The organism is Hydrogenophaga soli (assembly GCF_054777695.1).
In genome coordinates this window covers 58,620-78,066 of the sequence record NZ_BAAHAK010000013.1, presented here as the reverse complement: position 1 = coordinate 78,066, position 19,447 = coordinate 58,620, and the positions used below count along the sequence as shown (strand labels likewise).

The 19,447-nt window shown below is 66.5% G+C and carries 20 protein-coding genes; 16 read left to right on the top strand and 4 right to left on the bottom strand.

All coding sequences use genetic code 11. The features are described 5' to 3' along the window. Genes ACYVB7_RS18895 through ACYVB7_RS18885 form a run of 3 tightly spaced genes read left to right on the top strand, consistent with a single transcriptional unit; the run spans window position 1 to window position 1,937 of the window. Complete coding sequence (locus tag ACYVB7_RS18895; RefSeq protein ID WP_460510362.1) at window positions 1–270, top strand: helix-turn-helix domain-containing protein; 270 nt, start codon at window positions 1–3, stop codon at window positions 268–270. Next, window positions 267–956, top strand: a complete 690-nt coding sequence (locus tag ACYVB7_RS18890; RefSeq protein WP_460510360.1) for a hypothetical protein — start codon at window positions 267–269, stop codon at window positions 954–956. The genes ACYVB7_RS18895 and ACYVB7_RS18890 overlap by 4 nt, the downstream gene beginning before the upstream one ends. A gap of 21 nt (window positions 957–977) precedes the next feature. Beyond that, the gene (locus tag ACYVB7_RS18885; protein ID WP_460510358.1) at window positions 978–1,937 is read left to right on the top strand and encodes a class I SAM-dependent methyltransferase; all 960 of its coding nucleotides are present in this window, start codon (window positions 978–980) and stop codon (window positions 1,935–1,937) included. 114 nt (window positions 1,938–2,051) lie between these two features. Here ACYVB7_RS18885 and coaBC read toward each other — a convergent pair whose 3' ends face one another. Next, window positions 2,052–3,344, bottom strand: a complete 1,293-nt coding sequence (gene coaBC, locus ACYVB7_RS18880) for a bifunctional phosphopantothenoylcysteine decarboxylase/phosphopantothenate synthase (protein ID WP_460510356.1) — start codon at window positions 3,342–3,344, stop codon at window positions 2,052–2,054. Between the two features lie 88 nt (window positions 3,345–3,432). Here coaBC and ACYVB7_RS18875 point away from each other — a divergent pair, with 88 nt between their 5' ends. Genes ACYVB7_RS18875 through ACYVB7_RS18850 form a run of 6 tightly spaced genes read left to right on the top strand, consistent with a single transcriptional unit; the run spans window position 3,433 to window position 8,558 of the window. After that, window positions 3,433–5,094, top strand: coding sequence for a CTP synthase (locus tag ACYVB7_RS18875; protein ID WP_460510354.1), 1,662 nt, complete (start codon window positions 3,433–3,435; stop codon window positions 5,092–5,094). Continuing rightward, window positions 5,091–5,948, top strand: coding sequence for a 3-deoxy-8-phosphooctulonate synthase (gene kdsA / locus ACYVB7_RS18870; RefSeq protein WP_460510352.1), 858 nt, complete (start codon window positions 5,091–5,093; stop codon window positions 5,946–5,948). The genes ACYVB7_RS18875 and kdsA overlap by 4 nt, the downstream gene beginning before the upstream one ends. 21 nt (window positions 5,949–5,969) lie before the next feature. Beyond that, a complete protein-coding gene (locus ACYVB7_RS18865; protein ID WP_460510350.1) occupies window positions 5,970–6,275 on the top strand; it encodes a DUF1330 domain-containing protein in 306 nt (101 codons plus the stop codon). Between the two features lie 30 nt (window positions 6,276–6,305). Further along, complete coding sequence (eno, locus tag ACYVB7_RS18860; protein ID WP_460510348.1) at window positions 6,306–7,592, top strand: phosphopyruvate hydratase; 1,287 nt, start codon at window positions 6,306–6,308, stop codon at window positions 7,590–7,592. Between the two features lie 12 nt (window positions 7,593–7,604). After that, a complete protein-coding gene (ftsB, locus tag ACYVB7_RS18855) occupies window positions 7,605–7,907 on the top strand; it encodes an FtsB/FtsL family cell division protein (RefSeq protein ID WP_460510346.1) in 303 nt (100 codons plus the stop codon). Between the two features lie 15 nt (window positions 7,908–7,922). Then, entirely contained in the window at window positions 7,923–8,558 is a 636-nt protein-coding gene (locus ACYVB7_RS18850; RefSeq protein WP_460510344.1) for a hypothetical protein, read from the top strand. Here the strand turns inward: ACYVB7_RS18850 and hslO are convergent. Then, window positions 8,539–9,591: an Hsp33 family molecular chaperone HslO gene (hslO, locus tag ACYVB7_RS18845; protein WP_460510342.1), complete on the bottom strand. Its 1,053-nt coding sequence runs from the start codon at window positions 9,589–9,591 to the stop codon at window positions 8,539–8,541. The genes ACYVB7_RS18850 and hslO overlap by 20 nt on opposite strands. Beyond that, on the bottom strand, window positions 9,591–10,115 hold the full coding sequence (locus tag ACYVB7_RS18840) for a gamma carbonic anhydrase family protein (RefSeq protein WP_460510340.1): 525 nt from the start codon (window positions 10,113–10,115) through the stop codon (window positions 9,591–9,593). Before ACYVB7_RS18840 ends, hslO begins: the two co-directional genes overlap by 1 nt. Before the next feature lie 25 nt (window positions 10,116–10,140). On the opposite strand from ACYVB7_RS18840, the gene ACYVB7_RS18835 reads away from it, so the two are divergent. Then, window positions 10,141–11,028, top strand: coding sequence for a ferritin-like domain-containing protein (locus tag ACYVB7_RS18835; RefSeq protein ID WP_460510397.1), 888 nt, complete (start codon window positions 10,141–10,143; stop codon window positions 11,026–11,028). A gap of 15 nt (window positions 11,029–11,043) precedes the next feature. Here the strand turns inward: ACYVB7_RS18835 and ACYVB7_RS18830 are convergent, their stop codons facing one another. Beyond that, on the bottom strand, window positions 11,044–11,322 hold the full coding sequence (locus tag ACYVB7_RS18830; protein WP_460510337.1) for a hypothetical protein: 279 nt from the start codon (window positions 11,320–11,322) through the stop codon (window positions 11,044–11,046). Between the two features lie 269 nt (window positions 11,323–11,591). Here ACYVB7_RS18830 and asd point away from each other — a divergent pair, with 269 nt between their 5' ends. The 6 genes from asd (at window position 11,592) to trpA (ending at window position 19,376) form a co-directional block, all read left to right on the top strand. Next, window positions 11,592–12,722, top strand: coding sequence for an aspartate-semialdehyde dehydrogenase (gene asd, locus ACYVB7_RS18825; RefSeq protein ID WP_460510335.1), 1,131 nt, complete (start codon window positions 11,592–11,594; stop codon window positions 12,720–12,722). A 298-nt stretch (window positions 12,723–13,020) separates the two neighbouring features. After that, on the top strand, window positions 13,021–15,648 hold the full coding sequence (locus ACYVB7_RS18820; RefSeq protein ID WP_460510395.1) for a FimV/HubP family polar landmark protein: 2,628 nt from the start codon (window positions 13,021–13,023) through the stop codon (window positions 15,646–15,648). A 27-nt stretch (window positions 15,649–15,675) separates the two neighbouring features. After that, on the top strand, window positions 15,676–16,470 hold the full coding sequence (gene truA, locus ACYVB7_RS18815) for a tRNA pseudouridine synthase A (RefSeq protein WP_460510333.1): 795 nt from the start codon (window positions 15,676–15,678) through the stop codon (window positions 16,468–16,470). Window positions 16,471–16,488: 18 nt separating this feature from the next. Beyond that, a complete protein-coding gene (locus ACYVB7_RS18810; protein ID WP_460510331.1) occupies window positions 16,489–17,202 on the top strand; it encodes a phosphoribosylanthranilate isomerase in 714 nt (237 codons plus the stop codon). A 66-nt stretch (window positions 17,203–17,268) separates the two neighbouring features. Then, a complete protein-coding gene (gene trpB / locus ACYVB7_RS18805) occupies window positions 17,269–18,567 on the top strand; it encodes a tryptophan synthase subunit beta (protein WP_460510329.1) in 1,299 nt (432 codons plus the stop codon). Continuing rightward, window positions 18,564–19,376, top strand: a complete 813-nt coding sequence (gene trpA / locus ACYVB7_RS18800; protein WP_460510327.1) for a tryptophan synthase subunit alpha — start codon at window positions 18,564–18,566, stop codon at window positions 19,374–19,376. Before trpB ends, trpA begins: the two co-directional genes overlap by 4 nt. The last annotated feature ends 71 nt before the right edge of the window (window positions 19,377–19,447 follow it).

Here is a 19,447-nt window from a genome sequence, read left to right as displayed (position 1 = left end):
ATGCCCATCGTCGTGACCCTGGACGTGATGCTGGCCCGGCGCAAGATGCGCTCGCGCGACCTGGCGGCGCGGGTGGGCATCACCGAGCAGAACCTGTCGCTGCTCAAAAGCGGCAAGGTGCGCGGGGTGCGCTTCGACACCCTGCAAAAAATCTGCGAGGCGCTGGACTGCCAGCCCGGCGACCTGCTGACCAGCGAACCCGGCCCCGAGCCCGAGCCAGCCCCCTCATCGGGTCCGGCCATCGACCCCAGCCACCCCACCCCGCCATGAGCCCCCGACACACCGCCACCTGGGCGGTGGTGGCCTCGGTGCTGGCCCACGTTGCCGTGCTGGGGTGGTGGCCCGCGTTCCACCGGCCCACGCCCCTGGCCCCCGAAGCCACGCCCCCGCGCACCCTGCATGCGGTGCTGTTGCCTGCCCCCGCCGTGGAGCCCACGGCCCCGCCCGCCCGCACAGCTCCCAGCGCGAGCGCGCGAGCCCCGGTGGCATTGGCCCCCGAGCGCGCACGCACGCCCGCACCGGCCACGGCACAGGCCAGCCCGGCCACCGCGTTCACCGCAGCACCGCCTGCCGATGCCCCTCCCCCGCCACCCCAACACCCGCTGGACCTGGACCTGCCGCGCCATGCCTCTCAGTCCGGGCGTTGGACCGCTTCGTCCCACGGCCCGCTGGGGCCGGGGCTCGGAGCGGTGCGTGGCTCAGCCCCCGTAGGACCGGTGGCCCCCGAACCCACGGCAGCCCAACAGGCCGCCGCGGCCCCCCTGGCCCCCGCACACCCCAGCGTCACCGGCGTGGTGAGCGTGCGGGAACGGCGCGGCGACACCCTGGCCCAGGCCGAAGTGCGCACCCCCTGGGGCCGTTACTGCATGCGCAAGCGACAGTCGAGCCGCATGACCGAGCTGCACGACTCCCCGTTTGGTCAGGGCATGCAGGCCGCCAACTGCGACCGCGAATGACGCGTGGCACCATCGCCGCCCATGCAAGCCCTGCTCCACACCCTCTCCACCGCCCAACCCACCACCGAGGCCGAGCGCCTGTTCCATGGCCGCGGCGGCCTGCACCCCGGGTGCGAACACCTGACGCTGGACTGGTACGCCCCCGTGTGGGTGCTGACCGCCTTTGCCCCGGTGGCCGAAGTCGACCTGGCCGCCGTGGGTGAGGCCTTGGCCGCCCGCCACGCCACGCTGTGGCCCCAGCGGCACCTGAACTGGGTGTTCCAGGACCGCAGCCAACCCGGCAAGGCCCACACCCAGCTGATGGCCGGGCAGGTGCCCGAGCCCCATGAGGTGCACGAAGACGGTGCCCGCTACACCGTGCACGTGCTGCGGGGCCAGAACCACGGCCTGTTCCTCGACATGGCCGAGGGCCGCCGCTGGGTGCGCCAGCGGGCCGAACAACACCTGGCCGAGCACCAGGCCGCCGGGCACACCCGGCCCCCGCGGTTCAAGGTGCTCAACCTGTTTGCCTACACCTGCGGTTTTTCCATCGCGGCCTTGCAAGGCGGGGCCACCGAGGTGGTGAACGTGGACATGGCCAGTGGGGCGCTGGCCACCGGGCAGCTCAACCACGCCCGCAACGGGCTGGCAGGCCGGGCGCGGTTTCTGGCGCACGACGTGTTCAGCTCGTGGGGCAAGCTCACCCGCCTGGGGCCTTACGAGCTGGTGGTGCTGGACCCGCCCAGCCACCAGAAGGGCAGCTTTGTGGCCACCAAGGACTACGCCCGCCTGGTGCGCCGCCTGCCCGATTTGCTGATGCCTGGCGGACACGCCCTGCTGTGCCTGAACGCGCCCGAGCTGGACGCCGAGTTCCTGCACCGCCAAATGCGGGAGCAAGCACCCGAATTGCAGTTTGTGCAACGCCTGCCCAACCCCGCGGTGTTTGCCGACATCGACCCCGAACGGGCGCTGAAGGTGCTGGTGTACCGGCTGCCCGGCTGAAGCCCGGCCCCTTGATCACTACAAAATCAGTAGCCACTCACGCTTACAGAAAAAGCGCCAGAGGCTTATTTTTCTTGTAAATCCATCCCCCTTTCGCAGGGGATGGGGACGGGGTCAACGCGCTTCTGCCGCCCAGGCGGCCCGGCGGCGGGCGATTTCCGCCACCAGCTGCCGCGCCAGCGCCAGTTTGGTGTTGCTGGGCATGGACAGGGTGCCGTGTTCGTCCACCAGCAACAAGGCGTTGTGGTCTTGCCCGAAAGTGGCCGGGCCGATGTTGCCCACCAGCAGCGGCACGCCCTTGCGGGCGCGTTTGGCCTGGGCGTGGGCCAGCAGGTCGTGGCTTTCGGCGGCAAACCCCACGCAGAACAGTTGGCGTTGCTGGGCGGCTTCGCTGGTGGCCATTTGGGCCAGGAGGTCGGGGTTTTCGACAAAGGTCAGCGCCGGGGTCTGGCCGCTGCCGTCCTTCTTGATCTTTTGCGTGGCGGCGGTGGCGGGCCGCCAGTCGGCCACGGCGGCAGCCGCTACCAAAATGGTGGCATCCTCGGCATGCAGATCCAGCGCGAGCAGCATGTTTTCTGCCGATTTCACGTCGATCCGCAACACGCCCCGTGGGGTGCTCAAGCCCACCGGCCCGGCCACCAGGGTGACGCGGGCACCCGCCTCGTGGGCGGCGCGGGCAATCGCAAAACCCATCTTGCCGCTGGAGAGGTTGGTGATGCCGCGCACCGGGTCGATGGCTTCGTAGGTGGGCCCGGCGGTCACCACCACATGCTGGCCTTCCAGCACCTTGGGCGTGAAGAAGCGGATCAGGTCGTACAGCAGTTCGTCGGCCTCCAGCATGCGGCCATCGCCGACCTCGCCGCAGGCTTGTTCGCCCTGCCCCACGTCCAGCACGTGCACGCCATCGGCCCGCAGCTGGGCCACGTTGCGCTGGGTGGCGGGGTTGGCCCACATCTCGCGGTTCATGGCCGGGGCCACGATCAGTGGCACGCGCTCCAGCGGGCGGGCCAGGCACATCAGGCTCAGCAGGTCGTCAGCCCCGCCGTGCACCAGCTTCTTGAGGAAGTCGGCGCTGGCCGGGGCGACCACGATGGCGTCGGCCTCGCGGGTGAGGTTGATGTGGGCCATGTTGTTGCCCACGCCGGCGGCGTCGCGCCCGTCCCACTGCGAGCTGAACACGGGCCGCCCCGACAGCGCCTGCATCGTCACCGGGGTGATGAACTGGGTGGCCGCCTCGGTCATGACCACCTGCACGGTGGCCCCGGCCTTGACCAGCGCCCGGCACAACTCGGCGGCCTTGTAGCAGGCAATGCCGCCCGACAAGCCCAGCACGATGTGACGACCGGCCAGATCGCCCTGCACAACAGGGGCTGCGGTCACGGAGGGGGAAGTGGATGCTGCGTTCATGGCCGGGTATTAAACAACGGGGGCTCCGGCCCGGCTTTTATAATCGGCGTTTCCACCTCCACGGACGTGCTGCGTCCGGACCCACGACATGACCAAATTTGTCTTCGTCACCGGCGGTGTGGTGTCTTCGCTGGGCAAGGGCATCGCTTCTGCATCCCTGGCTGCGCTGCTTGAGTCGCGCGGCCTCAAAGTCACCCTCATCAAACTCGATCCCTACCTCAACGTCGATCCGGGCACCATGTCGCCCTTTCAGCACGGCGAAGTGTTTGTGACCGACGATGGGGCCGAGACCGACCTCGACCTGGGCCATTACGAGCGTTTCATTGAAACGCGCATGAAAAAGGCCAACAACTTCACCACCGGCCAGATCTACAAAAGCGTGCTCGAAAAAGAGCGCCGCGGCGACTACCTGGGCAAGACCGTGCAGGTCATCCCCCACGTCACCAACGAAATCCAGGATTTCGTCAAGCGCGGGGCCGGTTATGGCACCGATGACGCGGTGGACGTGGCCATCGTTGAAATCGGCGGCACGGTGGGCGACATCGAATCGCTGCCCTTTGTGGAAGCCGTGCGCCAGCTCAGCCTGAAGCTGGGCCCCAACCAGTCGGCCTTTGTGCACCTGACCTACGTGCCCTACATCGCCGCCGCGGGCGAACTCAAGACCAAGCCCACCCAGCACACGGTGCAGAAGCTGCGCGAAATCGGCATCCAGCCCGACGCGCTGCTGTGCCGCGCCGACCGGGCCATTCCCGACGACGAGCGCGAAAAGATCAGCCTGTTCACCAACGTGGCGCAATGGGGCGTGATCTCCATGCCCGACGTGGACACCATCTACAAGGTGCCCCGCGTGCTGCACGAACAGGGCCTGGACGGCCTGATCTGCGACAAGCTGCGCCTGAACACGCCGCCCGCCAACCTCAAGCGCTGGGACGACCTGGTGCACGAGGTGTTGCACCCGCAAGCCCAGGTGGACATTGCCATGGTGGGCAAGTACGTGGACCTGTCGGACAGCTACAAGTCGCTCAACGAGGCGCTGCGCCACGCTGGCATGAAGAACCATGCCAAGGTCAACATCACCTACATCGACTCCGAGAACCTGGAGTCCGAATCGGTCGAGCAGCTGGCCCGCTTTGACGCCATCCTGGTGCCCGGCGGCTTTGGCAAGCGGGGCGTGGAAGGCAAGATCAAGGCCGCCCAGTTCGCCCGCGAACAGAAGGTGCCCTACCTGGGCATCTGCCTGGGCATGCAGGTGGCCACCATTGAATTCGCCCGCCATGTGGCCGGACTGAAGCAGGCCAATTCCACGGAGTTCGAGCCCGAGGGACCGCAGCCGGTCATCGCCCTCATCACCGAGTGGAAAGACGCCGACGGCACCATCAAGACCCGCGACGAACACTCCGACCTGGGCGGCACCATGCGCCTGGGCGCCCAGAGTTCCGACGTGGCCCCGGGCACCCTGGCCCACAGCATCTACGGCCCCGTGGTGACCGAACGCCACCGCCACCGTTACGAAGCCAACGTGGCCTACCTGGACCAGCTGCGTCAGGCCGGACTGGTGATTTCCGCGCTGACCCAGCGCGAGCAGCTCACCGAAATTGTCGAGCTGCCCCAGTCGGCCCACCCTTGGTTCATGGGTGTGCAGTTCCACCCCGAGTTCAAGTCCACACCGTGGGACGGCCACCCGCTGTTCAACGCCTTCGTCAAGGCGGCGTTGAACCACCAGGGCGCGTCGGCAAAGGTCAGTGCATGAAGCTCTGCGGCTTTGACGTCGGGCTGGATCGGCCCTTTTTCCTGATCGCGGGCACCTGCTCCATCGAGGGGCTGCAAATGTCGCTCGACGTGGCGGGCCAACTCAAGGAAGCCTGCTCTGCGCTGGGCATCCCGCTGATCTACAAAGGTTCGTTCGACAAGGCCAACCGCTCGTCCGGCACCAGCCAGCGCGGCGTGGGCCTGGACAGCGGCCTGAACATCCTGGACGAAGTGCGCCGCCAGACCGGACTGCCCGTGCTGACCGACGTGCACGAGGCCGCCCAGGTGGCCGAGGTGGCCAGCGTGGTCGATGTGCTGCAGACACCGGCCTTCCTGTGCCGCCAGACCGACTTCATCCGCGCCGTGGCGCAAAGCGGCAAGCCGGTCAACATCAAGAAGGGGCAGTTCCTGGCCCCGTGGGACATGAAGAACGTGATCGACAAGGCCCGCGCCGCCGCACGCGAGGTGGGCTTGTCGGAAGACCGTTTCCTGGCCTGCGAACGCGGCGTGAGCTTTGGCTACAACAACCTCGTGGCCGACATGACCAGCCTGGCCGAAATGCGCCACAGTGGCGCCCCGGTGGTGTTCGACGTGACCCACTCGGTGCAAAAGCCGGGCGGCCAAGGCACCGTCAGTGGCGGCGCCCGCGAGATGGTGCCGGTGCTGGCCCGCGCGGCCACCGCCGTGGGGGTGGCGGGCCTGTTCATGGAATGCCACCCCAAGCCCGCCGAGGCCTGGAGCGACGGCCCCAACGCCGTGCCGCTCCAGCACATGAAGGCGCTGCTGGAAACCCTGGTCACGCTGGACCAGGCCACCAAGCGCAGCGGCTTCCTGGAAAACCATTTCAACGCCTGACCCTCCACGGAGACCTCCCCCATGGCACCCGGCTACCTGATCGTCGAGATGAACATCACCGACATGGACCAGTACCGCCAGTACATGGCCGAGGCCCCCGCGGCGGTCAAGGCCGCCGGGGGTGAATACCTGGTGCGCGGCGGCCAGTTCCAGGTGCTGGAAGGCGACTGGCAGCCCGTGCGCATGGCCCTGCTGCGCTTCCCCAGTTTCGACGCCGCCAAGGCGTTTTACGACGGCGAGATGTACCGCCAGGCCCGCGCCAAACGCGCGGGTGCCACCAGCCACTTCAACATGGTGCTGGTCGAAGGTGTGGACACCCCGGTCTGATTTTTCAATCTCGATGAAGAAAGTGAAACCATGAGTGCAATCGTAGACATCGTCGGCCGCGAAGTGCTGGACAGCCGCGGCAACCCCACCGTCGAATGCGACGTGCTGCTGGAAAGCGGCGTGATGGGCCGTGCCGCCGTGCCGTCCGGCGCGTCCACCGGCAGCCGCGAAGCCATTGAACTGCGCGACGGCGACAAGAGCCGCTACCTGGGCAAGGGCGTGCTCAAGGCCGTGGAACACATCAACACCGAAATCTCCGAAGCCGTGCTGGGCCTGGACGCTTCCGAACAAGCCTTCCTGGACAAGACCCTGATTGACCTGGACGGCACCGACAACAAGAGCCGCCTGGGCGCCAACGCCATGTTGGCCGTCTCCATGGCCGTGGCCCGCGCCGCCGCCGAGGAGTCCGGCCTGCCGCTGTACCGCTACTTCGGCGGCTCCGGCGCCTGCCAGATGCCCGTGCCCATGATGAACGTGGTCAACGGTGGCGCGCACGCCAACAACAACCTGGACCTGCAAGAGCTGATGATCATCCCCGTGGGCGCCCCGAGCTTCCGCGAGGCGCTGCGCTGGGGGGCCGAGGTGTTCCACGCCCTGAAGAAAATCATGCACGACAAGGGCATGAGCATTGCGGTGGGTGACGAAGGGGGCTTTGCGCCCAACGTGCCCAGCCACGAAGCCGCCATCCAGATGATCCTGGACGCCATTGCCAACGCCGGCTACACCGCCGGTGAACAGATCGCCCTGGGCCTGGACTGCGCCGCCAGCGAGTTCTACAAGGACGGCCAGTACGTCCTGGAAGGCGAAGGCGGCCTGAAACTGTCCGCCCAGCAATGGACCGACATGCTGGAAACCTGGGTCGACAAGTACCCCATCATCAGCATCGAAGACGCCATGGCCGAAGGCGACTGGGACGGCTGGAAGCTGCTGACCGAGCGCCTGGGCAAGAAGGTGCAGCTGGTGGGTGACGACCTGTTCGTGACCAACACCAAGATCCTGAAGGAAGGCATCGAGAAGAGCATTGCCAACTCCATCCTCATCAAGATCAACCAGATCGGCACCCTGACCGAAACCTTCGCCGCCATCGAAATGGCCAAGCGCGCCGGGTACACCGCCGTCATCAGCCACCGTTCGGGCGAAACCGAGGACAACACCATTGCCGACATCGCCGTGGGCCTGAACGCAGGCCAAATCAAGACCGGCAGCTTGAGCCGTTCCGACCGCATGGCCAAGTACAACCAGCTGCTGCGCATCGAAGAAGACCTGGGTGACATCGCCGTCTACCCCGGCCGTGCCGCCTTTTACAACCTGAAGTAAGCGGTTTCACCTGTGGCTGCCCGACTCGTCACCCTGCTGCTGCTGGCCCTGCTGGGGCTGGTGCACGCACAGCTGTGGCTGGGTCGCGGCAGCGTGACCCAGGTGGCCCAGATGAAGCAGGCGTTGGCGCACCAGCAGGCCGCCAACCAGCAGGCGCAGTGGCGCAACGACCAGCTGGCCAACGAAATCCGGGACCTGCGCGAGGGCCTGGAAATCATCGAAGAGCGCGCCCGCGCTGAGCTGGGCATGGTCAAGCCCAACGAGCTGTTTGTGCAGGTGGTGCGCAACCCGGCCCCGGCGGCCACCCAACCCTGAGCGCCCGCGCGGCCCGTGAGTTTCTGCATTGCCCTGCTGGGTGCCCGACACACCGGCAAGACCACCCTCGCCCAGGCCTTGGCCCGTGGACTGGAACAGGCCCAGGTGGGCCCCGTGGTCCTGGTGGCCGACCTGCTGAGCCCCCGCCACCCCAACCCGGATGAGCCGCCGTCCCTCGCCGAATGCCAGGCCGCGGCCCACACGTTGACCCTGGCCACGGCCCAGGGCATGCAGACCGCAGGCGCCCAAGGCTGGGTGGTGATCGACATCCCCACCCCGCTCGGCCTGCCGCCCTTCAGCCTGCCCACCACCCCGTCGCTGCTGCTGCTGATGGGGCTGGACCTGCCGCCATGCGCCACCCACACCGACCAGGACAACGCCCTTCGGCAGGCCCTGGCACGCCAAGCCACCCCGGTGCACACCATCTACGGCGAAGGCTCAGACCGGGAGCAGGCGGCTTGGCAGACCTTGCTGGGTCGCCTGGGGTCAGGGCATCCCGCCGCAAACGCTATTAAAAAAATAGCTGCTCACGCTTATTCTGAAAGCGCCAGAAGGATAAAAAGCCTTCAATTCAAACCGATGTGCGAAAACTGCGGAAACGCCGAGTGTGAACACCGGCTGTTCCGCCAGCTCATTGCGGGTCGGTGCTGACGGGGGGAGACACCACCGCCTGGGTGAACAGCTGCGCGGCATCCACTGGGTCGAAGCTGTATTGCGCCCCGCAGAACTCGCAGCCCACCGACACCAGGCCTTGCTCGGCCAGCACCGACTCAATTTCCTCCACGCCCAGGCTGCGCAGCATGTTGCCCACCCGTTCCCGCGAACAGGTGCAGGCAAACCGGGGGCCTTGCTCACCTTGCAGGGGCTCGAAGCGGCGCAGGTCTTCTTCCCAGAACAGGCGGTGCAGGATGGTGTCGGCGTCCAGGGTCAGCAGCTCGTCGGGCTGGAGGCTGGCCGCCAGGATGGCGATGCGGTTGTAGTCCTCGTTGCGGCCGATGTGGTCCTCGTCGCTGCGCACCACGCCACTTCCGGCCAAGTTGGCCTCGCCCTGCAAGGGCAGGCGCTGGATCAGCAGCCCGGCGGCCACCTGGTCGTTGGCGGCCAGCACCAGCCGGGTGTCCAGCTGTTCGCTTTGCAGCATGTAGTGCTCGATCACGTCGCTGAGTTTTTCCAGCTTCTCGTGACGGTCGCCGAACAGCGGCACGATGCCCTGGTAAGGCTGTTGCCCCGGCTTGCGCCCCTTGGGGTCCAAGGTGATGGCACAGCGGCCCTGGTTGTTGACGTTGACCAGGTCGCTCAGCGGCACGGGCTGCACGGCGGCCTCGCCCTCGGCGGCGTTGGCGGCGTCGGTCTGGCGAGGCACATTGCCCACCAGGGGGCCGTGGGCCACCTCCCCCACCACCTTGGCGGTGGCGCGCAGGGTCAGGTCGGCATTGACCTCGGCCACCGCAAGCTTGACCGGCCCGTCGCCCTGCACCTGCAGCAGCAGGGCACCGTCGAACTTGATGTTGGCCTGCATCAGCGTGGCCGCGGCGGTCATCTGACCCAGCAACTCGGTCACGGCCTGAGGATAGCCCCCGGCCTCCTGGCGGCGCGACAGCATGTCTTGCCAGGCATCGGTCAGGCGCACCAGCATCCCGCGCACGGGCCGACCTTCGAAAATGAATTTGTGCAACTCGGACATCAGCCCACCTTCTTCAGGCCCGTCTGAAAGCGACGGGCGTTGTCGATGTAATGCCGTGCACTCTGGCGCAGCCCTTCCATTTGCTCGGGCGTGAGCTGGCGCACCACGCGGGCGGGGCTGCCGACGATCATGCTGCCGTCAGGGAACACCTTGCCTTCGGTCACCAGCGACCCTGCGCCCACCAGGCAGTTCTTGCCGATGACGGCACCGTTCAGCACCACAGCACCAATGCCGATCAGCGTCTCGTCGCCCACCGTGCAGCCGTGCAGCATCACGCCGTGGCCCACCGTCACGTGTTGGCCCACCGTGAGGGGTTTGCCGTGGTCGGAGTGCAGCACGCTGCCGTCCTGGATGTTGCTGCCTTCGCCGATGTGGATGGGTTCGTTGTCCCCCCGGATCACGGTGCCAAACCACACGTTGGCGTGGGCGGCCAGGTGAACGTTGCCCATGACCTGGGCGCTGTCGGCCACCCAGGCCGTGGGGTCCACCGCGGGGGCGATGTCGTCGAGTTGGTAAATGCTCATCCCTAGAATTGTAGGGATCGTGACCTTGCCAACCCCGTCCACCTCCCCGTTGCCGCCCGCCCCGACCGATGTCCGCTCACAGGCCTTGCGGGTGCTGTGCCTGCAGGACCCGGCCGAAAAATGCCAGCACACCCTGGCCTTGGTGGACGCCTTCAAGGCAGGCCAGTGGCCCCTGGAGCCTTCCGCCATCGCGCCGCGCCCTGCCGACCAGGCCCTCCCGGGTCGCCCGGCTGTACCTCGGTTGATCGACCCCGCCCAGGTGCCCACACGCTCCCCGTTCACGGTGGAAGGTCGGGCAGCGCTGTTGCACGCCATTTGCCACATCGAGTTCAACGCCATCAACCTGGCGCTGGACGCGGTCTGGCGTTTCGCCGACATGCCCCCGGCGTTTTACGCCGACTGGTTGCAGGTGGCGGCGGAAGAGGCGCAACACTTCTCCCTGCTGCACAGGCTGCTGCTGGATTTGCGCGGCCCACAGGGCCAGCAATGGGCTTACGGCAGTTTTGACGCCCACGATGGCCTGTGGGCCATGTGTGAAAAAACCGCCCACGACGTGACCGCCCGCATGGCGCTGGTGCCCCGCACCCTGGAAGCCCGGGGTCTGGACGCCACCCCGCTCATCCAGGCCAAGCTGCGCAAGGTGGCGGCGCAAGGCGGAGCAGGCGCCTCCGACGCGCAAGCCCTGTGCGACGCGCTCGACATCATCCTGCGCGACGAGGTGGGCCACGTGGCCATTGGCAACCGCTGGTACGGCTGGCTGTGCGAGCGCCAGGGGCTGGACCCCGTGGCGCATTACCGCCACCTGGTGCGGGTGCATGCCGCGCCACGGCTCAAGCCCCCGTTCAACGAGGCGGCCCGCAAACAGGCCGGTTTCAGCGACACCGAACTGGCGTACCTGCTGACCGCGGGCTGAGCCCACCGCCCACCCTCACTTGCTGGTGGAAGGCTCCATCACCAGCACCACCCCCAGCGCCCCCACCGACACCACGCGGTCGTTCACCGTGGTGTACGACGCCACGCCCAGCGGGTGGTAGGTGGAGGTGAAGGCGGCCAAGGCCCCCAGACCCAGGGCACCCGCCAGGGGGCTGCGCTCGGACACGGCGGCCTTGATGGTGTCGCGGTGTTTCTCGGCAGAGGGGTTGAGCAAAAAGGCAGCGGCGGTCACCGCAACGGCAACAGCCGCCACAACGATGGAAGATTTGGCCATGGATCGAATCGCAAAACAATGAAAACGGGGCGTCAGCCAGCCCCAAGGGTCGGCCCGTTATACTCCATGCCCATGTTTGCCGCCCACCCGTTCACCCTGAACCCCGCACCTGCCGCCCTGGCAGGTTTGGCTGCGCGCGCAAGCTTCACCAAGACCACGACCATTAAAGGCTGATCCAGCCTGGTTCGTCGTGCGCCCTCCCCGGCCAGACGAGCCGGGCAAACAGTCAGGTCTGGCACTGTTTTTCTTAAACTGAAAGGGCGTTTGAAATGAGCAAGTTGGTGGGTTTGGTCGGCTGGCGCGGCATGGTCGGCTCGGTGTTGATGGATCGCATGCAGGCCGAAGGCGACTTCGCCCTGATCGAGCCGGTGTTCTTCTCCACATCCAACGCAGGCGGCCAGGCCCCTGCCGTGGCCAAGAACGAAACCAAGCTGCAGGACGCCTACAACATCGACGCGCTCAAGCGCTGCGACATCATCATCACCGCCCAAGGCGGCGACTACACCACCGAGGTGTTCCCCAAGCTGCGCGCTGCAGGCTGGAACGGCCACTGGATCGACGCAGCCTCCACCCTGCGCATGAAGGACGATGCGGTCATCGTCCTCGACCCCGTCAACCTGCCCGTCATCAAGACCGCCCTGGCACACGGTGGCAACAACTGGGTGGGTGGCAACTGCACCGTCAGCTGCATGCTGATGGGTGTGGGAGCGCTGTACAAGGCCGGTCTGGTGGAGTGGATGAGCACCCAGACCTACCAGGCCGCCTCCGGTGGCGGCGCCCAGCACATGCGCGAGCTGCTGACCCAGTTCGGCACCCTGAACGCCGAGGTCAAGGCCCTGCTCGATGACCCCAAGAGCGCCATCCTGGAAATCGACCGCAAGGTCATCGCCAAGCAACGCAGCCTGTCGGCCACCGAAACCGCCAACTTCGGCGTGCCACTGGGCGGCTCGCTCATCCCCTGGATCGACAAGGACCTGGGCAACGGCACCAGCCGCGAAGAGTGGAAGGGCATGGCCGAGACCAACAAGATCCTGGGCCAGGGCGAAGGCTTCGGCTCCGCCGCCGTTCCGGTGGATGGCTTCTGCGTGCGCATCGGTGCCATGCGCTGCCACAGCCAGGCGCTGACCTTCAAGCTCAAGAAGGACGTGCCCGTGGCCGACATCGAGGCCATGATCGCCGCCGACAACGAGTGGGTGAAGGTGGTGCCCAACACCCGCGAAGCCACCATCCAGGACCTGACACCCGTGGCCACCACCGGCACGCTGACCATCCCAGTGGGGCGCATCCGCAAGATGGCCATGGGCCCCGAGTACGTGGGTGCATTCACCATTGGCGACCAACTGCTGTGGGGCGCTGCCGAACCGCTGCGCCGCATGCTGCGCATCCTGCTGGATGCATGAAGCCTGGTTACCACCCAACAAGGGGGCTCAAGCCCCCCTTTTTGCATGCCCCATCGTTGCAGTCAGACAACGGTTGAACCCTTGTTTGGCCCCGAGACTTGCCCCTCGGAACCTCGGGCTGAGCACCAGCTTGTCAGCGTAATTCGTTGATGCTATGGTCGAAATCCGGCCTTTCACGTCGAGGTTTTTTGTGTCGCATCCTTTCGCTACCGCTTCTTCCCACCTTCATCTGCCCAGGTCCCTCTCCGGCAATGGTCATGGCCTGCGTGCACGGGCAGTGGCGGTTGCCGTGGCCGTGATGACCGCCGCGTGGTGCAGCACCCCGGCCCATGCACTGTCCTTGGGCAAACTGAACGTGCTTTCTGCGCTGGGTGAACCCCTGGTGGCCGAAATCGATGTTCCTCAGATCACCGAAGCCGAAGCCAGCTCCTTGAAGGTGGTGACGGCTTCCCCCGATGCGTATCGCAGTGCAGGGGCCGACTTCAACGCCGCACTTGCGGGTGCAGACATCCGACTGATGCGCCGTGCAGACGGGCGCAGCTACCTGCGCATCCAAGGTGGGCGCACCGTCAACGAACCCTACGTGGACCTCATCCTGGAAGCCAGCTGGTCCGCGGGACGCATCGTGCGGGATTACACGATGCTGTTTGATCCCCCCAACATGAGGGCGGCCACCCCAGCCCCTGCCACCCCCGTGGTGGTGCCTTCGGTGGCCCCCTCTGCCTCGGCAACCCCCGTCCCGGCACCCACGCCTGCACCTGCGGCCACGGTGACGCCCAGCGTCGAAGCGGTGACACCGCCCCCTGCGTCCGGCGGATCGACCAAAGCGGATCGCAAGACTGCTGCCGCCAAAAACAAGGCAACGGCCACCACAAAAGCCGCCGCGGCCCCAGCAACCAAAAACACATCGGTCACCGTGCAAGCAGGGGACACCGCAGGCCGAATCGCCAGCGCCAACAAACCGGCCGGTGTGACGTTGGACCAAATGTTGGTGGCCATGCTTCGCCACAACCCGGATGCGTTCATTGGTGGCAACGTGAACCGGGTTCGGACCGGCGCTGTCATCGACATGCCTGACGAAGCCACCGCCAACCAGACCGACGCCGACGAAGCTCGGCGAACCATCCAGGCGCAAAGCAAAGACTTTGGTCAGTTCCGCCAGCGCCTGGCCCGCAGCGTGGCGGCCGCACCCGCGACCCCCACAGACGATGGACAGCGAAAGGCCAGCGGCAAGATCCAAGCCGAAGTGACGGAGACCAAGCCTTCCGCACAGCCCGCCGACCAACTCAAGCTGACCAAGGGTGCCGCAGCCTCCAAAGAGGCTGCCAAGAACGAAGAACAGATTGCCCAAGCCCGCCAGGCCCAGGCCAATGCAGCCCGTGAAGCCGAACTGAAACGCAACCTGGCCGATCTGAACAAGATCTCGGCAGCACCTGCACCTGCACCCGCTCCCGTCGCACCTCCGGCCCCGGCTCCTGCTCCTGCTCCTGCTCCCGCTCCTGCTCCTGCTCCTGCTCCCGCTCCTGCTCCCGCTCCCGCTGCGGCTCCGACCCCTGCTGAGGCACCACCACCGCCAGCCCCTGCGCCGGCCGAAGCTCCAGCCCCTGCCGCTGCACAGCAGCCGACCGCCGAGGCGACGCCTGCCGCAGCGCCCCCCGCACCGGCCAACCCACCGGCCCCCACGCCCACCGCCGCTGAACCCGACTTGATGTCCGAGTTGCTGGACAACCCGCTCACCCTGCCGGCGGCGGGTCTGGTGGTGGCCGGGCTGTTGGGCTGGGTCGGCTATCGGTGGCGTCAAGGCCGCAAGAACTCCAACGTGGACAGCTCCTACCTTGAGAGCAAGCTGCAACCCGACTCCTTCTTTGGGTCGAGTGGTGGGCAGAGCGTGGACACCGCAGAAGCGGCGGCCACAGGGTCGTCCATGATGTATTCGCCCAGCCAGTTGGATGCGGGCGGAGACGTGGACCCAGTGGCCGAGGCCGATGTCTACCTGGCCTATGGCCGAGACCTGCAGGCCGAGGAAATCCTGAAAGAAGCCCTGCGCATCAACCCCAAACGTGTGGCCATTCACGCCAAGATGCTGGAAATCTACGCCAAGCGGCGAGATGCGAAAGCCTTTGAAATCCTGGCCTGCGAAGTCTATGCCCTCACCGGCGGCCAAGGCTCGGAATGGGAGCATGCCTGCACCATGGGACAGGAACTGGACCCACCCAACCCCCTGTACCAACCCGGCGGCAAGCCTGCGTCGTTGCAAGACACGCCCACGGGCTTCCAACCCGAGCCTCCGGGCATGGCCAACACCCAGCCGTTTGTGCCGCTGGATAACACTCCGCCGCCAGAAGACGACGCGACCGACTCCTCCCACATCGACCTGGACCTGGACTTCTCACTGGACGAGGCACCGTCGGCGCAGTCCACCCCAGAGCCCTCGCTGGACTTTGAGCCTGCGCCCCCGCCAGTGGCCATGGAGCCCTCGCCTCCACCCTCGTTCGAATTGAACGCTGACGACCTGTCGCTGGACCTGCCCTCGGTTTCTGCAGAGCCGACGCCCACACCGGTGGAGCCGCCCGCGGAGATCTCGCTGGACGACCTGTCGCTGGACTTCGACATGCCCGTCGAAGCCCCCACGCCGTCCCCGCTGGAGCAGACGGCACGCATTGAGCCCCCGGCCCCTGCACCCGACGACAACCTGATGGCGTTCAACATGGACGACCTGGACTTGGGGGTGAACCCGGGCGACTCGGTGTCCCCGCTGGAAGACATTCCTGAAGGTGATCCGCTGGAAACCAAGCTGTCCTTGGCAGCCGAGTTCCTGGCCATTGGCGACATGGAAGGTGCACGTTCGTTGGCCGAGGAAGTCCAGGAACAAGCCACGGGTCGCCTCAAGGACAAGGCCACGGCATTCCTGTCCGACCTGGGTTGACCCTCGTCTTCAGCGTCGGACAACCCTTTGCGCATCGCACTCGGCATCAGCTACAGCGGAACGCCCTACGACGGCTGGCAAAGCCAGCCGAGTGGCAACACGGTTCAGGATCAGGTGGAACAGGCCCTGGGCCTGTTCACCGCCCAGGACGACCGCCCCAAGCTGATGTGCGCCGGGCGCACCGATGCGGGTGTTCACGGGTTGATGCAGGTGGCCCATTTCGACACCCCCATTGCCCGGGATGACACCTCTTGGGTGCGTGGCACCAACCGTTTCTTGCCACCTGACATCGCCGTGCAGTGGGCTCGCGAGGTGCCCGAGCAGTTCCATGCACGCGCCAGTGCGCTCACCCGGCGTTACGCCTACATCCTGCTGGAAGCGCCTGTCCGCCCCAGCCTGGATGCGGGACGTGTGGGCTGGGTGTTCCGTCCGCTGGCACTGGAGACCATGCAGGCCGCGGCCCAAACGCTGCTGGGTGAACACGATTTCTCGTCGTTCAGGGCGGCTCAGTGCCAGGCCCACACGCCCGTCAAGACGCTGCTGAAGCTGGACATATCACGCCGCGGTGCCTACTGGCGCTTTGACTTCGAAGCCAGTGCCTTCCTGCACCACATGATCCGCAACATCATGGGCTGCCTCATCATGATCGGCCAGGGTTCACGCCCTGTGTCGTGGATGGACGAAGTGCTGGCCGCACGCTCCCGGGAGATGGCCGCCCCCACGTTCTCACCACACGGTCTGTACTTCCTGGGACCCACCTACGCCGCCGAGTGGGGGTTGGCGGACCACGCCCCCACCTTCGATTGGTTGCCCGGGCGCTGACCGTCTTTCCGCCTCACCATGACAGCTCATCACCGCACCCGCATCAAGATCTGCGGCCTCACCCAAGAGGTCGATGTGGACGCTGCCGTGGCCGCTGGCGCAGACGCCATTGGCTTTGTGCTGTACGCCAAAAGCCCGCGCCATGTGAACGCCGCCCGTGCGGCCGAACTGGCCCGTCGCCTGCCCCCGTTTGTGACACCGGTGTGCCTGTTCGTGAACGAATCGCCCGCGGTCATTCGCGCCACGGTGGCTGAAGTGGGTGCCGCATTGGTGCAGCTGCATGGCGACGAGCCCGCTCAGTTCAGCGAAACGCTGGGGCTGCGTCACCTGCGTGCCGCACGGGTGCCCATGGGCCCAGGCGCACCCGGTTTCGACCTTCTAGAATACGCACAACGCCACGCCAGCGCCCAAGGCATCTTGCTCGACGCCTTGGTGGACGGATACGGGGGTGGCGGTCAAACCTTCGACTGGACGGCATTCAATTGGTCACGGCTTCCACCAAACGTCAGCTCTCGCCTCGTTTTGTCTGGTGGACTCACGCCTGCAAACGTGACCGATGGCATTGTGCAAGTGCGCCCCTGGGCCGTTGACATCAGTTCCGGTGTCGAACGAGACGGTCCCGACGGCAAGCCCATCAAGGGCCGCAAAGACCCTGAAAAAATGCGCCGCTTCGTGGCCGCCGTCCGGGCAGCCGATGCGGCATTGAATGCCAGCCTATCCGCGCCGACCTGACCGCCACGGTCACTGGGGTCGGGCCCTGCGGAAGGCCTCCACCTCACAGCAGAACACGTTTTCACCATGTACGACTACCAACAACCCGACGCCAAAGGCCACTTCGGCATTTACGGCGGCAGCTTCGCCAGCGAAACCCTGACACACGCCATTGCCGAGCTTCGCGACGCCTACGCCAAGTACCAGCACGACCCCGAATTCCTGGCCGAATTCCGCAACGAGCTGGCGCACTTCGTGGGCCGCCCCTCGCCCATCTACCACGCCGCCCGCACCAGCCGCGAACAAGGCGGGGCGCAGATCTTCCTCAAGCGCGAAGACCTCAACCACACCGGTGCCCACAAGATCAACAACGTGATCGGCCAGGCCATGCTGGCCAAGCGCATGGGCAAGCCCCGCGTGATTGCCGAAACCGGCGCCGGCCAACACGGCGTGGCCACGGCCACCATCTGCGCCCGTTACGGGCTGGAGTGTGTGGTGTACATGGGGGCTGAGGACGTGAAACGCCAAAGCCCCAACGTCTACCGCATGAAGCTGCTGGGCGCGACCGTGGTGCCCGTGGAAAGCGGCAGCAAAACGCTGAAAGACGCGCTGAACGAGGCCATGCGCGACTGGGTTACGAATGTGGAAAACACCTTCTACATCATCGGCACCGTCGCAGGCCCGCACCCCTACCCCATGATGGTGCGGGACTTCCAGAGCGTGATCGGCAACGAATGCCTGAAGCAAATGCCCGAGATGATGGCCGAGCTGGGCCTGCCCGGCACCGCCGACGGGCTCCAACCCGACGCCGTGGTGGCCTGTGTGGGCGGCGGCAGCAACGCCATGGGCATCTTCCACCCCTACATTCCCTACGAGCACACCCGCCTGATCGGCGTGGAAGCCGCCGGTGAAGGCATGGACACCGACAAACACTCGGCCTCGTTGCAAAAAGGCAGCCCCGGGGTGCTGCACGGCAACCGCACCTACGTGCTGCAAAACGCCGATGGCCAGATCACCGAGACCCACAGCATCAGCGCCGGGCTGGACTATCCGGGCGTGGGTCCGGAACACGCCTTCCTGAAGGACATTGGCCGGGCCGAGTACGTGGGCATCACCGACGCCGAGGCGCTGGACGCCTTCCACTACCTGTGCCGCACCGAAGGCATCATCCCCGCGCTGGAATCCAGCCATGCGGTGGCCCATGCGGTCAAGCTCGCCAAGACCCTGCGCCCGGACCAGACCATCCTGGTCAACCTGTCGGGCCGGGGAGACAAGGACATTGGCACCGTGGCCGACCTGTCCCAGGCCGACTTCTATTGCCGACCCAGTTGCCGCGGCCAGTCCGTCAAGGGCGGCCTGGAACAATCCATCAAGGTGGTGAAATGAGCCGCATCCCCTCCAAACTGGCCGCACTGAAGGCCCAAGGGCGCAAGGCGCTGATTCCCTACGTCACCGCCGGTTTCCCCTATGCCGACGTGACGCCCGAGCTGATGCACGCCATGGTGGCCGCAGGCAGCGACATCATCGAGCTGGGTGTGCCCTTCTCCGACCCCATGGCCGACGGCCCGGTCATCCAGAAGGCGGGCGAAAAGGCCCTGAGCCAAGGCATTGGCATGGCGCAGGTGCTGGCCATGGTGGCCACGTTCCGCCAAGCCGACACCACCACCCCCGTGGTGCTGATGGGCTACGCCAACCCGGTGGAAGCCTACGACCTGAAACACGGCGCGGGGGCGTTTGTGCGTGATGCGGCGGCGTCTGGGGTGGATGGCGTGTTGATCGTTGACTACCCACCAGAGGAAGCCGAGGACTTTGCCGCCGCCCTCAAGGCCGCGGGGCTGGACCTCATCTTTTTGCTGGCCCCCACCTCCACGCCCGAGCGCATGGCCCAGGTGGGCCGCATGGCCAGCGGTTATGTGTACTACGTGTCCCTCAAGGGCGTGACCGGGGCCGGGCACCTGGACACCGCGGCCGTAGAAGCCGCCGTGCCCCGCATCCGCCAGCACGTCAACGTGCCGGTGGGCGTGGGCTTCGGCATCCGCGACGCCGCCACGGCACGCGCCATTGGCCAAGTGGCCGATGCGGTGGTGATCGGCACCAAAATCATCCAACTGCTGGAAGGCCAGCCGCGCGAGCGGGTGGCGGCCGTGGCCGCGGAGTTCCTGTCCGGGGTGCGCACGGCCCTGGACCAGGCTTGAGCGCATAATCCGCCGCATTGCGTGGTTGCCCCGGGCGGCCACACGTCGCGAACCAGGGCCCCTGCGGGGGC

What these genes read in the sequence shown, in the direction of transcription:
- ACYVB7_RS18895 (WP_460510362.1), top strand. Translation starts at nt 1, where the DNA reads ATGCCCATCGTCGTGACCCTGGACGTGATGCTGGCCCGGCGCAAGATG.
- ACYVB7_RS18890 (WP_460510360.1), top strand. Translation starts at nt 267, where the DNA reads ATGAGCCCCCGACACACCGCCACCTGGGCGGTGGTGGCCTCGGTGCTG.
- ACYVB7_RS18885 (WP_460510358.1), top strand. Translation starts at nt 978, where the DNA reads ATGCAAGCCCTGCTCCACACCCTCTCCACCGCCCAACCCACCACCGAG.
- coaBC (WP_460510356.1), bottom strand. Translation starts at nt 3,344, where the DNA reads ATGAACGCAGCATCCACTTCCCCCTCCGTGACCGCAGCCCCTGTTGTG.
- ACYVB7_RS18875 (WP_460510354.1), top strand. Translation starts at nt 3,433, where the DNA reads ATGACCAAATTTGTCTTCGTCACCGGCGGTGTGGTGTCTTCGCTGGGC.
- kdsA (WP_460510352.1), top strand. Translation starts at nt 5,091, where the DNA reads ATGAAGCTCTGCGGCTTTGACGTCGGGCTGGATCGGCCCTTTTTCCTG.
- ACYVB7_RS18865 (WP_460510350.1), top strand. Translation starts at nt 5,970, where the DNA reads ATGGCACCCGGCTACCTGATCGTCGAGATGAACATCACCGACATGGAC.
- eno (WP_460510348.1), top strand. Translation starts at nt 6,306, where the DNA reads ATGAGTGCAATCGTAGACATCGTCGGCCGCGAAGTGCTGGACAGCCGC.
- hslO (WP_460510342.1), bottom strand. Translation starts at nt 9,591, where the DNA reads ATGTCCGAGTTGCACAAATTCATTTTCGAAGGTCGGCCCGTGCGCGGG.
- ACYVB7_RS18840 (WP_460510340.1), bottom strand. Translation starts at nt 10,115, where the DNA reads ATGAGCATTTACCAACTCGACGACATCGCCCCCGCGGTGGACCCCACG.
- ACYVB7_RS18830 (WP_460510337.1), bottom strand. Translation starts at nt 11,322, where the DNA reads ATGGCCAAATCTTCCATCGTTGTGGCGGCTGTTGCCGTTGCGGTGACC.
- asd (WP_460510335.1), top strand. Translation starts at nt 11,592, where the DNA reads ATGAGCAAGTTGGTGGGTTTGGTCGGCTGGCGCGGCATGGTCGGCTCG.
- ACYVB7_RS18820 (WP_460510395.1), top strand. Translation starts at nt 13,021, where the DNA reads ATGACCGCCGCGTGGTGCAGCACCCCGGCCCATGCACTGTCCTTGGGC.
- ACYVB7_RS18810 (WP_460510331.1), top strand. Translation starts at nt 16,489, where the DNA reads ATGACAGCTCATCACCGCACCCGCATCAAGATCTGCGGCCTCACCCAA.
- trpB (WP_460510329.1), top strand. Translation starts at nt 17,269, where the DNA reads ATGTACGACTACCAACAACCCGACGCCAAAGGCCACTTCGGCATTTAC.
- trpA (WP_460510327.1), top strand. Translation starts at nt 18,564, where the DNA reads ATGAGCCGCATCCCCTCCAAACTGGCCGCACTGAAGGCCCAAGGGCGC.